The following is a 13,204-nucleotide window of genomic DNA, read 5'->3' as shown; positions in this document are numbered from 1 at the left end:
GACCGTTATGAGAGAAGATTAAATCTTCCGCATGCGTAATTCTTCACAGTTTCCTGACGGCGGGTACGGCATGCTGAACCAGCGGCGATGCGCTGGTGTGCCGGCCGTACCCGCAGGAACAGGAAGACGAAAGGACGACCATGACGGAGACGACGCGTCGCTCGGTGATGCTGGGCGCGGGAGGCATCGGGGTCGCGGCGCTGCTGACCGCGTGCGGCAGCGAGGGGGGCGGTACAGGCGGCGGCGAGCCGGCCGCGGAGGCCCCGGCCTCGACGCCCTCGGGTTCGCCGGTGGCCGGCAAGAAGGAGGCCCTCGCGCAGACCGCCGACATCCCGGTGGGGGGCGGCACGGTCTTCAAGGACAAGAAGATCGTGGTCACCCAGCCGAAGGCGGGGGAGTTCAAGGCCTTCACCTCCGTGTGCACCCACCAGGGGTGTGACGTGGGGAGCGTTTCCGACGGTGTCATCGTGTGCCCCTGCCACGGCAGCAAGTTCGCCATCGCCGACGGCTCGGTCACCGACGGCCCGGCGGGCAGGCCCCTGGAGAAGAAGGAGATCAAGGTCGAGGGCGGCTCCATCGTCCTGGGCTGAGCGGTGGTCCACGCGGCGCCGGAGCAGGAGGGGGCGGCGCCGCGTGCCCGCGCCGTACCGGATGCGCGGGGCTCGCCGGGCAGGGGTCCTGTCGGTGAGGGCCGATAGGCTTTCGGGCGTGGCGAGATCTATGGGCGGTCCGGTGAGTTTCCGGCCCGAGCCGGGCACGATTCCCGAGTCCCCCGGCGTCTACCGGTTCAGGGACGCCGGTGGCAGGGTCATCTACGTGGGCAAGGCCAAGAGCCTGCGCCAGCGACTCAACTCCTACTTCGCGGACTTCGCCGGGCTGCATCCGCGCACCCAGACCATGCTCACGACGGCCGTCGGCGTCGACTGGACGGTCGTCGGCACCGAGGTCGAGGCGCTCCAGCTCGAATACTCCTGGATCAAGGAGTACGACCCCCGGTTCAACGTCAAATACCGCGACGACAAGTCCTATCCCTATCTCGCGGTCACCATGGGGGAGGAGTTCCCCAGAGTCCAGGTGCTGCGCGGCGCCAAGCGCAAGGGCATCCGCTACTTCGGCCCCTACTCCCACGCCTGGGCCATCAGGGAGACGGTGGACCTCCTGCTGAGGGTCTTCCCGATCAGGAGCTGCTCGGCCGGGGTGTTCCGGCGCGCCGCCCAGATCGACCGCCCCTGCCTGCTGGGCTACATCGGGAAGTGCTCGGCTCCCTGTGTCGGCAGGGTCACCGCCGAGGAGCACCGGGCGCTGGCCGACGACTTCTGCGACTTCATGGCGGGCAACACGGGCCGCTTCACCAAACGCCTTGAGCGTGAGATGCGTCAGGCCGCAGCCGAGCAGGAGTACGAACGCGCGGCCAGGCTGCGCGACGACATCCAGGCGCTGCGGCAGGCGATGGAGAAACAGGCGGTGGTGCTGGCCGACAACACCGACTGCGACGTGATCGCCCTGGTGGAGGACAACCTCGAGGCCGCGGTCCAGGTCTTCTACGTGCGTTCGGGGCGGATCAGGGGCCAGCGCGGGTGGGTGGTGGACAAGGTCGAGGACGCGGAGCCCGGCGAGCTCGTCGAGCAGTTCCTGCTCCAGATGTACGGCGAGGCCGCCCCCGAGGCGCTGCCCCGCGAGGTCCTGGTGCCCGCCATGCCCCCCGACGCCGAGGCGGTCGCCGAACTGCTCGGCGAGCACCGCGGGACCAGGGTGGAGATCCGCGTCCCGCAGCGTGGCGACAAGAAGACGCTCATGGAGACCGTCGAGCGTAACGCCAAGGAGGCCCTCAAGCAGCACAAGCTCAAGAGGGCCAGTGACCTGAACACCCGCAGCAGGGCGCTGCAGGAGGTCGCCGACGCGCTCGGGCTCGACCAGGCGCCGCTGCGGATCGAGTGCTACGACGTCTCCCACACCCAGGGCACCAACGTGGTCGCCTCCATGGTGGTCTTCGAGGACGGTCTGGCCCGCAAGAGCGAGTACCGCAGGTTCTCCGTCAACTCCACCGAGGGTGACGTCGCCTCGATATACGAGGTGATCTCGCGCAGGTTCAAACGCTACCTGGAGGAACGTTCCGAGACCGGGGAGCTCGACGTCGAGACGGGGGCGGCGGCGGAGACCGGCGGGACCGGCACCGGGGCGGCTCTCGACCCGGAGACCGGCAGGCCGCGCAAGTTCGCCTATCCCCCCAATCTCGTCGTCGTCGACGGCGGCCCCGCCCAGGCGGCCGCCGCCCAGCGGGCGCTGGACGAGCTGGGGGTCGATGACGTGGCGGTCTGCGGCCTGGCCAAGCGGCTGGAGGAGGTCTGGCTGCCAGGAGAGGACCTGCCGGCGATCCTTCCCCGGTCGAGCGAGGCCCTTTACCTCCTGCAGCGCGTACGCGACGAGGCCCACCGCTTCGCCATCACCTACCATCGGTCGAAGCGGTCGAAGAGCGTGAGGGAAAGCGCCCTGGACGAGGTTCCCGGGCTCGGCCCAGCCCGCAGACAGGCGCTGATCAAACACTTCGGATCCGTGAAGCGGCTGAGTGAGGCCACCGCCGAGCAGATCCGCGAGGTTCCCGGGATCGGCCCCGCCACGGCCGAGACGATTGTGTCGGCGTTGAAGGGGGAGCACCCATGAACGACAGAGAGACCGCGTTCGTCATCGTCACCGGCATGTCGGGCGCCGGACGCAGCACCGCGGCCAAGGCGCTTGAGGACCTGGGCTGGTTCGTCATCGACAACCTGCCCCCCGGCCTGCTGTTCGCCATGGCGGAGGAGGCCGGGCGGGTCAAGCTGGCCGCGGACAAGGTGGCCGCCGTGGTCGACGTGCGCAGCCTGGCCTTCACCACCGACCTCAACGCCGCGATCGAGGAGCTCGACGGGCGCGGCGTCGCGGTGCGGGTGGTGTTCCTTGAGGCCAGCGACGAGGAACTGGTCCGCAGGTTCGAGAACGTCCGCCGCCCGCACCCGCTGCAGGCGGAGGGCCGGCTGGTCGACGGCATCGCCAGGGAACGCGGCATCCTGCGTGAGGTCCGTGCCAACGCCGACCTGGTCATCGACACCTCCAACCTCAACGTCCACGAGCTTCGCGGCAAGATCGTCGCCTTCTTCGGCGGGGAGGACCGCCCCGGGCTGCGGGTCAACGTGGTCTCCTTCGGCTACAAGTACGGCCTGCCCGTGGACGCCGACCTGGTCGTCGACTGCCGCTTCCTGCCCAACCCGCACTGGGTCCCCGAGCTGCGCCCGATGAACGGTCTGGACGCCTCCGTGCGCGACTACGTCCTCAACCAGGCGGGCGCCAAGGAGCTTCTCGACGCCTACGAGGAGGTGGTCGGCATCATCGCCGCCGGTTACACCCGTGAGGGCAAGAGCTACGCCACGCTCGCCGTCGGCTGTACCGGCGGCAAACACCGCAGTGTCGCGATGGCCGAGCAGCTCGGCGGCCGATTGCGAGATCGGGGAGGAATGGAGGTGCAGGTGAGCCACCGGGATGTGGGTCGCGAGTGAGCGAGGATCTCAAGGTCGTCGCGCTGGGCGGCGGACACGGGCTGTACGCGTCGCTGTCGGCGCTGCGCAGGGTCACCTCCGAACTGACGGCCGTCGTCACCGTGGCCGACGACGGCGGGTCGAGCGGACGGCTTCGCCGTGAACTCGGCGTGCTGCCTCCCGGAGACCTCAGGATGGCCCTGGCCGCGTTGTGCGGCGACGACGATTGGGGCCGCACCTGGAGTGAGGTCGTCCAGCACCGCTTCCGCAGCGAGGGCGACCTGCACGGGCACGCGGTCGGGAACCTGCTGATCGTCGCCCTGTGGGAGCGTCTCGGTGACACGGTCGCCGGGCTCGACTGGGTCGGGCGGCTGCTCGGCGCGCACGGGCGGGTCCTGCCGATGGCCTCGGTGCCGCTCGACATCGCCGCCGAGGTCGAGCTGGACGGCCGGGTGAGCACCGTGTACGGCCAGGTGGCCTGCGCGCTCACCCCGGGCAGGGTTCGCGCGATCTCGCTGCTGCCCACCGACCCGCCGGCCTGCCCCGAGGCGGTCCAGGCGGTGCTCGAAGCCGACTGGGTGGTCTTCGGGCCGGGGTCGTGGTTCACCAGCGTGCTGCCTCACCTCAAGGTGCCCGAGCTGGCCGACGCGCTGCTGCGCACCCGGGCGCGCAGGCTGGTCGCACTCAACCTGGCCCCGCAGCCGGGTGAGACCGACGGTTTCTCACCGCAGAAACACCTGGAGGTGCTGCGTCAGCACGCCCCCTCCCTGACGATCGACGTGGTCCTCGCCGACACCGGTGTCGCCGAGGACGGTGAGGAGCTGGAGAAGGCCGCCGCTGAGCTGGGCGGGCGGCTCGTCATGGCCCCGGTCGCCGACGAGGACGGCTCCCCGCGGCACGATGCGCAACGTCTTGCCTCCGTCCTGGACGAGATTTTCCGTGAGAAGCGTTGATCCTGGTCAGCGCCGCTCAGGAGTGCGAGAAACTTCTGTGAGCCTGGTTTCTCGGCCGCATGAGGTCTGTATGGGGGAGGACGAACGCGCATGGCGATGACAGGTGTGGTGAAAGACGAGCTGAGCCGCTTGCCGGTCCTGAAGCCTTGCTGTCGTAAGGCCGAGGTGTCGACGCTGCTGCGGTTCGCCAGCGGGCTGCACCTGGTGGGCGGGCGGATCGTGATCGAGGCGGAGCTGGACACCAACGTCACCGCGAGGAGGCTCATCAAGGACATCGGAGAGGTGTTCGGGCACAAGGCGGAGGTGCTCGTCCTGGCGCCCGCCGGGTTGCGCAAGGGGTCACGCTACGTGGTCAGGGTCTACCGCGACGGTGAGGCCCTCGCCCGTCAGACGGGGCTGATCGACAACCACGGCCGTCCGGTCCGGGGCCTGCCGCGTCAGGTGGTCGCGGGGGCGACCTGCGACGCGGAGGCCGCCTGGCGGGGTGCCTTCCTGGCACACGGCTCGCTCACCGAACCGGGCCGTTCCATGTCGCTGGAGGTGACCTGTCCCGGCCCGGAGGCGGCGCTGGCGCTGGTCGGCTCCGCACGGCGGCTGAAGATCCACGCCAAGGCGCGCGAGGTGCGGGGTGTCGACCGCGTGGTGGTCCGTGACGGTGACGCGATCAGCGCGCTGCTGACCCGGCTCGGTGCCCACGACAGCGTGCTGGCCTGGGAGGAGCGGCGGATGCGCCGCGAGGTGCGGGCCACGGCCAACCGGCTGGCCAACTTCGACGACGCCAACCTGCGGCGCTCGGCCCGTGCGGCGGTCGCGGCGGGGGCCCGGGTACAGCGGGCGCTGGAGATCCTCGGGGAGGAGGCGCCGGAGCATCTGGTGATCGCGGGCCGTCTGCGGGTCGAGCACAAGCAGGCCTCCCTGGAGGAGCTTGGCCAGCTCGCCGACCCGCCACTGACCAAGGACGCCATCGCCGGCCGCATCCGCCGCCTGCTGGCCATGGCCGACAAGCGCGCCCAGGACATCGGCATCCCCAACACCGAGGCGAATCTCACGGTGGACATGCTGGCGCCGTAGTCCGGTCTCCTCGTCTCGCGGGCGGTCCCGGTTCCGGGACCGCCCGTTCGCATGCCCGGCCATCGTTTTGAGATGTCTTTGCTGGTCACAGCAGCGTTGTACGGATTTATCGTGACAAGCCGGGCACTTCACTTGAATAGTGCGATACCTACGCATGAGGCAAAGAAGAAGAGACCTGCCCCCGCAAGTGGTCTAAACCAATTTGGGTCCGATAGTGTTCGTGCTTGAGGTATCAGCCCGCCCAAGTCGCCGGTCTTCTCGGCCGGCGCATGACGTACGAGGAGACCGGAACCGTGAGCATCCGCGTAGGCGTCAACGGATTCGGCCGTATCGGCCGCAACTTCTGGCGTGCGGCCGCCGCCAGCGGCAAGGACATCGAGATCGTCGCGGTCAACGACCTGACCGACAACGCCACGCTCGCCCACCTGCTCAAGTACGACAGCATCCTCGGCCGTCTGCCGTACGAGGTGAAGAGCACCGCCGACGAGATCATCGTGGACGGCAAGACGATCAAGGCCTTCGCCGAGCGCGACCCCGCCAAGCTGCCCTGGGGCGACCTGGGCGTGGACGTCGTGGTGGAGTCCACCGGTTTCTTCACCGACGCCAACAAGGCCAGGGTGCACGCCGAGAACGGCGCGAAGAAGGTCATCATCTCGGCCCCGGCCAAGAACGAGGACGTCACCGTCGTGATGGGCGTCAACCACGACAAGTACGACCCGGCCAGTCACACCGTCATCTCCAACGCCTCCTGCACCACCAACTGCCTGGCCCCCATGGCCAAGGTCATCAACGACACCTTCGGTATCGAGAAGGGTCTGATGACCACGATCCACGCCTACACGCAGGACCAGAACCTGCAGGACGGCCCGCACAGCGACCTGCGCCGCGCCCGTGCCGCCGCGCTGAACATCGTGCCGACCTCGACCGGCGCGGCCAAGGCCATCGGCCTGGTGCTGCCCGAGCTGAAGGGCAAGCTCGACGGCTTCGCGCTGCGCGTGCCGATCCCCACCGGCTCGGCCACCGACCTGACCGTCGACGTCAGCCGCGAGACCACCGTCGAGGAGGTCAACGCCGCGCTCAAGGCCGCCGCCGAGGGCGCGCTCAAGGGCTACCTGACCTACACCGAGGACCCGATCGTCTCCGCCGACATCGTCACCGACCCGTCCTCCTGCATCTTCGACGCGGGCCTGACCAAGGTGATCGGCAACCAGGTCAAGGTCGTCGGCTGGTACGACAACGAGTGGGGTTACTCCAACCGTCTCGTGGACCTCATCGAGCTGGTCGGCGCCGACCTCTGATGAAGGACCTCTCCGAGTTCGACGTGAAGGGTCGGCGCGTCCTGGTGCGCGTCGACCTCAACGTCCCCCTGGACGGGGACGTCATCACCGACGACGGCCGCATCCGGGCCTCGGTCCCGACGATCCAGGAGTTGGCGGGCAAGGGCGCGCGTGTGATCGCCTGCGCCCACCTGGGGCGTCCCAAGGGCGAGCCCAATCCGAAGTACTCCCTGGCCCCCGTCGCCAGGCGCCTGGGCGAACTGCTCGGCGCCGAGGTCGCCTTCGCCTCCGACGTGGTCGGGCCGTCGGCCCAGGCCGTCGTCGCGGGTCTTGAGGACGGCCAGGTGGCGCTGCTGGAGAACCTGCGCTTCGAGCCGGGCGAGGAGTCCAAGGACGACGCGGTGCGCGCCGCCTTCGCCGAGAAGCTGGCCGCCCTGGCCGAGCTCTACGTCGGCGACGGCTTCGGTGCCGTCCACCGCAAGCACGCCAGCGTCTACGACGTGCCGCTGCTGCTGCCGCACGCGGCGGGCAGGCTCGTCCTGGCCGAGGTCGAGGTGCTCAAGAGGCTGACCGAGGAACCCGCCAGGCCGTACGCCGTGGTGCTGGGCGGGGCCAAGGTCTCCGACAAGCTCGGCGTCATCGGCAACCTGCTCACCAAGGTCGACCGGCTGCTCATCGGCGGCGGCATGGCCTACACGTTCCTGGCCGCCCAGGGATACGAGGTCGGTCAGTCGCTGCTGCAGCGTGACCAGCTCGACCAGGTGCGCGACTTCCTCAACGAGGCGATCAAGCGCGGCGTGGAGATCGTCCTGCCCGTCGACGTGCTGGCCGCCACGCACTTCGCCGAGGACGCCGACCACGAGGTCGTGGACGCCACCGCGATCCCGGCCGACCGGCAGGGGCTGGACATCGGCCCGCGCAGCCGTGAGCTGTTCGCGACGAAGCTGGCCGACGCCCGGACGGTGTTCTGGAACGGCCCGATGGGCGTCTTCGAGTTCGAGGCGTTCTCCGGGGGAACCCGAGCCGTGGCTGAGGCGTTGATCCGTTCGGAGGCCTTCACGGTCGTCGGGGGCGGTGACTCCGCCGCCGCCGTACGACAGCTGGGCCTGCCGGAGGACGGTTTCTCGCACATCTCGACCGGTGGCGGCGCCAGCCTCGAATACCTTGAGGGCAAGACCCTGCCCGGCCTCGTCGCCCTGGAGGCGTAGGGGTGGACCGACGCGACGAGCGCCGTGCCGCCCGCCGTCCCCGGAACACGGGGGCGGCGGGTTCGGAACATGACCGAGACGAAGGCGGACGAGAGACGGTGAGCCACTGATGAGCACGACGCGCAAGCCGCTCATGGCCGGCAACTGGAAGATGAACCTCAACCACCTTGAGGCCATCGCCACCACCCAGAAGCTGGCCTTCGCCCTCAACGACAAGGACTTCGACAAGGTCGACGTGGCGGTGCTGCCGCCGTTCACGGACCTGCGCAGCGTGCAGACCCTGATCGACGGCGACAGGCTGCGCCTCCTGTACGGCGCGCAGGACCTCTCCCTGCACGACGCGGGCGCCTACACCGGAGAGGTCTCCGGGGCGATGCTCGCCAAGCTCGGGTGCACCTTCGTCGTGATCGGGCACTCCGAGCGGCGGCAGTACCACCGCGAGGACGACGACGTGGTCAACGCCAAGGTGCAGGCGGCCTACCGCAACTCGCTCACGCCGATCCTGTGCGTGGGGGAGGGGCTGGAGGTCCGCAGGGCGGGTGACCAGGTCTCCCACAGCGTCTCGCAGCTCGACGGGGCGCTCAGGAAGGTCCCCGCGGAGCAGGTCAGGTCGATCGTGCTGGCCTACGAGCCGGTCTGGGCGATCGGGACCGGTGAGGTGGCGACCCCGGCCGACGCGCAGGAGGTCTGCTCGGCGCTGCGTTCCCGACTCGCCGAGCTGTATGACGGCGAGGTGGCCGCCGCCGTCCGTATCCTTTACGGAGGATCGGTCAAGTCTGACAACGTCGCCGGCATCATGGCTCAGCCCGATGTGGACGGTGCCCTGGTCGGCGGCGCCAGCCTCGACCCCGGAGAGTTCGCCAAAATCTGCCGCTTTAGCGAAATGTCCGGCTGACTGGGCCATTCGGAGGGTACGACTTGACAACAGGTCGTACCCTCTTAGAGCAAGTTTGAATCGTCACGCCACAGGCGTCATCCAGGGACACACCCGGACGCGGGTCGCACACAGGGACAGGTCACGGTGACAATCGGAATCTCCATCGCCCTCATTTTGTCGAGCATGCTGATGGTGCTGCTTGTTCTGCTCCACAAGGGCAAGGGCGGCGGCCTCTCGGACATGTTCGGCGGCGGCTTCTCGTCGTCGTTTGGTGGCTCCTCCGTGGTGGAGCGCAACCTCGACCGGCTCACCGTCATCACCGGTGTGGTCTGGTTCGTGTGCATCATCGCGTTGGGCCTCATTCTCAGGCCCTGATCCGGCTACGCAAGCGTGACAGTGGTTCAGCCCCCCGCATCCAACCGAGCGCAGGGGCCATCGAGCGAGGAGTTCATCCGTGGGTAGTGGCAACGCGATCCGTGGCAGTCGTGTCGGCGCGGGCCCGATGGGGGAGGCGGAGCGTGGCGAGGCGGCTCCCCGGGTAAGGGTTCCGTTCTGGTGCGCGAACATGCATGAGACGCGCCCAAGCTTCGCCAGTGACGCCGCCGTCCCTGAGTTCTGGGACTGCCCCCGGTGCGGTCTTCCCGCCGGTCAGGACGAGGCGAACCCGCCCGCTCCGCCGCGCAACGAGCCTTACAAGACGCACCTGGCCTACGTGAAGGAACGTCGCAGCGACAAGGACGGCGCTCAGATCCTGGCCGAAGCCCTGGAGCGGCTGCGCTCCTCCTCGCGACCCATTTACTAGTACGGCATGCCGAGAGGCCCTCGTGGAACATCCGCGCGAGGGCCTCTCGGCATGACTACGGAATGGTTACGGATCTTGTCATGCGGAGATTTCTCCGCTTATATGGGGGGTGATGGCTCCGGCTGGGGCCGATCTTCGAACTCGAAGTCCGGTTGCCTGAGTGTGCGCACCAGTTCGTCCAGACCGGCTTTCACCCGTTCGACGTCCATGCCCAGTGTCCTGCGCTGGTGCAGGTAAAGAGGAGCGGCCAGCGGGGCAAGCAGGGCGTCCGCCAGGTAGTGGACGTCCGTGTCGGGACGAAGGTTCAGCAGCAGCGTCGTCAGATGCAGGTGGTAGGCGGCGTAGGAGCCGCCGGTGTACCGCGCCTCCGGCGCGCTGGCTTCTGCGAAGAGCAGCAGGTCGGCCTGTTCCTCGGTGCGGTCGACCAACGCCTCCATGAAGGCGATGATGCGTTCGGAGGCTGGCGCCCCCGGCCCGAGTGGTGGCGGTCCGTGCAGGAACGCGGCCTGCAGGGTGCGTTCTCGCTCGTCGATCAGCGCGTACGCCAGACCGGCCCGATCCCCGAATCGCCGGTAGACCGTGCCGACCCCGACACCTGCGACCTGAGCCACTTCGTCCATTGACAAGCTCTCCACACCGCCGGAGGCCGTGATGCGCCGGGCGGCGGAGAGAATCTTTCTCCGATTCTCCGCCGCGTCGGCCCGCTCTCTGGGAGCGTCTCCGACGAGTGGTAGCTCCTTCCCCGTTACTGAGGGCTCCTTCCTGGTCGGCTCAGCCATCGAAGGCGGTTCCGGATGCGGCGCCCGTCTCCCCGGCCGCGCCCATGTCCTTCTTCATATTCATGATCGTATCTGTGTGGAGGCTCCCGCGTGTCTCGGCGGCGAAGATCCTTATATCTTCCTTTCTGGACATAGGGGACATAACGGATGCATCTCCTGTTCTTGCTGGACTGCGCTGGTTTATCCGTTGGCTCCTGTCCCGGCCGGGACTGTAGGTTCCTGCCGTGACCGGCACAGAGGCGACGACGAAGATCAGGCCCGCGAACACGGCGGACGCGGCGGCGATAGCGCACATCCACATGACCTCCCGGGCGGTGACCATGCCGTACCTGCCGCCGCAGAGACGCGACCACGCCCAGGTCACCCGATGGATCGAGGAGGTCGTGCTCACCTCGTGCCGGACCTGGGTTGCGGTGCGGGACGGAGAGGTCGTCGGCTACGCCGCCCTTGAGGGGGACATGCTCGAACATCTCTACCTGAGGCCGGACATCCGCCGCCAGGGCATCGGCACGCTCCTGCTCGACGAGGTCAGGCGGCACAGCCCGGACGGCCTCTCCCTGTACGTCTTCCAGAGCAACGTCGAGGCCCGCGCCTTCTACGAACGCCACGGTTTCACCGTCTTCGACACCGACGACGGCCAGCGGAACATGGAGAAACTGCCCGACATGACTCTTCGCTGGACACCGTACGACGCACACCGCTGATTCGCCCGCGAGCCGTGCGGTCACGGCATCATGGGGAAAACGGGGATAAGCCCTCGGAAGGGGGTGGAAGCAAATATCGTTTCCCGTGTCTCCGGGGGCAGGAAGGCCGGTTGTCACCCGTCGAGGCGGTGGCCGTACCCGGTGAATTGGATCTTCGTCGTGACTCCGGGTAGCGTGCGCGAGGCCGCCGGACGCTCCGGCGCGGCCCAGAGCCCGGATGACCGCAACGCTGGAAGGACACGAACATGAACGCCGGAAACCCCCGTCCCCTGCGGATGCTCGTCACCGGAGGCGGAACCGGCGGTCACACCTACCCCGCGCTGACCACGGTCGCGGCCGTGCGCGAGCAGGCCGCCGCCCGCGGCCTCGGCCTCGACGTCCTCTGGGTGGGTACGGCGAGCGGCCTTGAGGCCCGCGTCGCGGCCGAGCACGGCATCCCGTTCCGCGCGATCAAGGCGGGCAAGCTCCGGCGTTCCCCCAATCCGCGTGAACTGCTCACCAATCTCGCCGACATGTTCCGCATCCCCGTCGGTGTCCTGCAGGCCTTCGGCATCGCCGCCCGCTACCGTCCCGACGTGGTGCTGTCGACCGGGGGATACGTGTGCGTGCCGCTGGGACTGGCCTCCAGACTGCTCGGCCGGCCGCTGGTGATGCACGAACAGATCACCGCGCTCGGCCTGGCCAACCGCATCCTGGCGCGCTTCGCCACCCGCGTCGCGCTCACCCATCCCTCGTCGGTCGAGCACCTGCCCGCCTCCGCGCGGGAACGTGCCGTGGTCACCGGCAATCCCGTCCGCCCCCACCTGCTGAACGGCAACGCCCCGTCGGGCCGCTGGCACTTCCGTCTGTCGCCCGAACTGCCGCTGGTCTACGTGACCGGCGGGGCACAGGGCAGCAGGCAGATCAACACCATGATCGAGGCCGTCCTGCCGTCGCTGCTCACCAGGGCGCAGGTGCTCCACCAGTGCGGCGCGGGCTGGATCGACGGGCTCAACCGGACCGCCGCGGCCCTGCCCCCCGAACTGGCGGAGCGCTACCAGCCGGTGGCCTACGTGGGGGAGGAACTGGCCCACGTGTTCGCCGCCGCCGACGTCGTCGTCTCCCGCAGCGGCGCCGGTACGATCGCCGAACTGACCGCGATCGGCAAGCCCTCCGTCCTGATCCCCCTGATCCCGTCGGCGGGGGACGAACAGCGGCAGAACGCCCGCTACCTGGCCGAGGCGGGGGCGGCCAGGGCGCTCCTGGACGCGGGTCCCGCCCCGGAGCACCTGCTCGCCGAACTCGGATCGTTGCTGGCCGACCCCCACGCCCGCGCCACCATGGCCAAGGCCGCCAAGTCCCTCGGCCGTCTCGACGCCGCCGACGCCCTCGCCCGCGTCGTCCTCCAGGAGGCGGCCGTCGGCTGAGCCCGCGCGGCTGAACACCCGAAAGCGGGGAACGGGCGGCCGCATCCCGGGGGTGCCGGGCCGGACCGGTACGTGCCCCGGGCACAGGATCGAGGCGTGACGCGCCGAGGGCGCCGGGACAGGGCCGCCATGAGGCGTTCACGGCCGCGCTCGGCCGGTGGACCCGGGACGCGGTCCGCCTCGGTCACCAGTGCGCGACCTCGAACATCATGCCCGGCCGGATGTCCTGGCGCGCGGGGCGACCTGAGCCCGTCGCCCTGTCCGGCTCGGGCACGGTCTCGCCCGAGAGCAGCGCCTGCAGGATCGTCTCCCAGGTGCCGTCCGTCGACCAGCGCCGATGGCGGTTGTAGACGGTCTTCCACCGGCCGTAGACCTCGGGGACGGCACGCCACGAGCAGTCGGCCCGGCTGCGGAAGAACACCCCGTTGATGGTCGCCCGGTGATCGGCCCAGCGATGACCCCTGCGGGGATGCGAGGGTAAAAGCGGCGCCAGCCGTACCCACTCGTCCTCGGTCAGGTCGTGACGCTTCAACCGGTTGTCCACGACCTCATGATGTACACCATTTGTGCCCACTGATCTATCCGCCACGTCTTCGCCCTGACGGGACGGCGTGTCGC

General features: G+C 69.0%; 14 protein-coding genes. 12 read left to right on the top strand and 2 right to left on the bottom strand.

The window, feature by feature from the left end; all coding sequences use genetic code 11:
* Positions 1–140: 140 nt before the first annotated feature.
* The 10 genes from ABT340_RS24840 to ABT340_RS24795 all read left to right on the top strand — a co-directional run bounded on the left by ABT340_RS24840 (position 141) and on the right by ABT340_RS24795 (position 9,697).
* Positions 141–590: a Rieske (2Fe-2S) protein gene (locus ABT340_RS24840; RefSeq protein WP_352013205.1), complete on the top strand. Its 450-nt coding sequence runs from the start codon at positions 141–143 to the stop codon at positions 588–590.
* Between the two features lie 130 nt (positions 591–720).
* Positions 721–2,661 carry an excinuclease ABC subunit UvrC gene (gene uvrC / locus ABT340_RS24835; RefSeq protein ID WP_352013240.1) on the top strand — a complete coding sequence of 647 codons (1,941 nt, stop codon included), beginning with the start codon at positions 721–723 and terminating at the stop codon, positions 2,659–2,661.
* Positions 2,658–3,530 (top strand): RNase adapter RapZ, encoded by an 873-nt coding sequence (rapZ, locus tag ABT340_RS24830; RefSeq protein WP_352013204.1) that lies wholly within the window; start codon positions 2,658–2,660, stop codon positions 3,528–3,530. The genes uvrC and rapZ overlap by 4 nt, the downstream gene beginning before the upstream one ends.
* On the top strand, positions 3,527–4,462 hold the full coding sequence (locus ABT340_RS24825) for a gluconeogenesis factor YvcK family protein (RefSeq protein ID WP_352013203.1): 936 nt from the start codon (positions 3,527–3,529) through the stop codon (positions 4,460–4,462). The genes rapZ and ABT340_RS24825 overlap by 4 nt, the downstream gene beginning before the upstream one ends.
* A 90-nt stretch (positions 4,463–4,552) precedes the next feature.
* Entirely contained in the window at positions 4,553–5,533 is a 981-nt protein-coding gene (whiA, locus tag ABT340_RS24820) for a DNA-binding protein WhiA (RefSeq protein WP_012892507.1), read from the top strand.
* Positions 5,534–5,826: 293 nt separating this feature from the next.
* Positions 5,827–6,831: a type I glyceraldehyde-3-phosphate dehydrogenase gene (gene gap / locus ABT340_RS24815; RefSeq protein ID WP_352013202.1), complete on the top strand. Its 1,005-nt coding sequence runs from the start codon at positions 5,827–5,829 to the stop codon at positions 6,829–6,831.
* Positions 6,831–8,018: a phosphoglycerate kinase gene (locus ABT340_RS24810; RefSeq protein WP_352013201.1), complete on the top strand. Its 1,188-nt coding sequence runs from the start codon at positions 6,831–6,833 to the stop codon at positions 8,016–8,018. The genes gap and ABT340_RS24810 overlap by 1 nt, the downstream gene beginning before the upstream one ends.
* Positions 8,019–8,127: 109 nt before the next feature.
* Positions 8,128–8,913 (top strand): triose-phosphate isomerase, encoded by a 786-nt coding sequence (gene tpiA, locus ABT340_RS24805; RefSeq protein ID WP_352013200.1) that lies wholly within the window; start codon positions 8,128–8,130, stop codon positions 8,911–8,913.
* 126 nt (positions 8,914–9,039) lie between these two features.
* Positions 9,040–9,270 carry a preprotein translocase subunit SecG gene (secG, locus tag ABT340_RS24800; protein ID WP_352013199.1) on the top strand — a complete coding sequence of 77 codons (231 nt, stop codon included), beginning with the start codon at positions 9,040–9,042 and terminating at the stop codon, positions 9,268–9,270.
* Between the two features lie 79 nt (positions 9,271–9,349).
* Positions 9,350–9,697: an RNA polymerase-binding protein RbpA gene (locus tag ABT340_RS24795; RefSeq protein ID WP_012892502.1), complete on the top strand. Its 348-nt coding sequence runs from the start codon at positions 9,350–9,352 to the stop codon at positions 9,695–9,697.
* 98 nt (positions 9,698–9,795) lie between these two features.
* Here ABT340_RS24795 and ABT340_RS24790 read toward each other — a convergent pair whose 3' ends face one another.
* Complete coding sequence (locus tag ABT340_RS24790; protein ID WP_352013198.1) at positions 9,796–10,476, bottom strand: TetR/AcrR family transcriptional regulator; 681 nt, start codon at positions 10,474–10,476, stop codon at positions 9,796–9,798.
* A 224-nt stretch (positions 10,477–10,700) separates the two neighbouring features.
* Between ABT340_RS24790 and ABT340_RS24785 the strand changes: the two genes are divergently transcribed.
* Together ABT340_RS24785 and ABT340_RS24780 are read left to right on the top strand one after the other, a co-directional pair.
* Positions 10,701–11,180 carry a GNAT family N-acetyltransferase gene (locus tag ABT340_RS24785; RefSeq protein WP_352013197.1) on the top strand — a complete coding sequence of 160 codons (480 nt, stop codon included), beginning with the start codon at positions 10,701–10,703 and terminating at the stop codon, positions 11,178–11,180.
* 245 nt (positions 11,181–11,425) lie between these two features.
* Positions 11,426–12,586: a UDP-N-acetylglucosamine--N-acetylmuramyl-(pentapeptide) pyrophosphoryl-undecaprenol N-acetylglucosamine transferase gene (locus tag ABT340_RS24780; protein WP_352013196.1), complete on the top strand. Its 1,161-nt coding sequence runs from the start codon at positions 11,426–11,428 to the stop codon at positions 12,584–12,586.
* Positions 12,587–12,770: 184 nt separating this feature from the next.
* Here the strand turns inward: ABT340_RS24780 and ABT340_RS24775 are convergent, their stop codons facing one another.
* Positions 12,771–13,130 (bottom strand): transposase, encoded by a 360-nt coding sequence (locus ABT340_RS24775; protein ID WP_352013195.1) that lies wholly within the window; start codon positions 13,128–13,130, stop codon positions 12,771–12,773.
* Between the last annotated feature and the right edge of the window lie 74 nt (positions 13,131–13,204).

This window comes from Streptosporangium sp. NPDC000239 (assembly GCF_040300765.1).
GTDB lineage: Bacteria > Actinomycetota > Actinomycetes > Streptosporangiales > Streptosporangiaceae > Streptosporangium.
This window is presented reverse-complemented; position numbering and strand designations above follow the sequence as displayed.

Coding starts and splice junctions, on each gene's coding strand:
- ABT340_RS24840 (WP_352013205.1), top strand. CDS start 141: ATGACGGAGACGACGCGTCGCTCGGTGATGCTGGGCGCGGGAGGCATC.
- uvrC (WP_352013240.1), top strand. CDS start 721: ATGGGCGGTCCGGTGAGTTTCCGGCCCGAGCCGGGCACGATTCCCGAG.
- rapZ (WP_352013204.1), top strand. CDS start 2,658: ATGAACGACAGAGAGACCGCGTTCGTCATCGTCACCGGCATGTCGGGC.
- whiA (WP_012892507.1), top strand. CDS start 4,553: ATGGCGATGACAGGTGTGGTGAAAGACGAGCTGAGCCGCTTGCCGGTC.
- ABT340_RS24810 (WP_352013201.1), top strand. CDS start 6,831: ATGAAGGACCTCTCCGAGTTCGACGTGAAGGGTCGGCGCGTCCTGGTG.
- tpiA (WP_352013200.1), top strand. CDS start 8,128: ATGAGCACGACGCGCAAGCCGCTCATGGCCGGCAACTGGAAGATGAAC.
- ABT340_RS24790 (WP_352013198.1), bottom strand. CDS start 10,476: ATGGCTGAGCCGACCAGGAAGGAGCCCTCAGTAACGGGGAAGGAGCTA.
- ABT340_RS24780 (WP_352013196.1), top strand. CDS start 11,426: ATGAACGCCGGAAACCCCCGTCCCCTGCGGATGCTCGTCACCGGAGGC.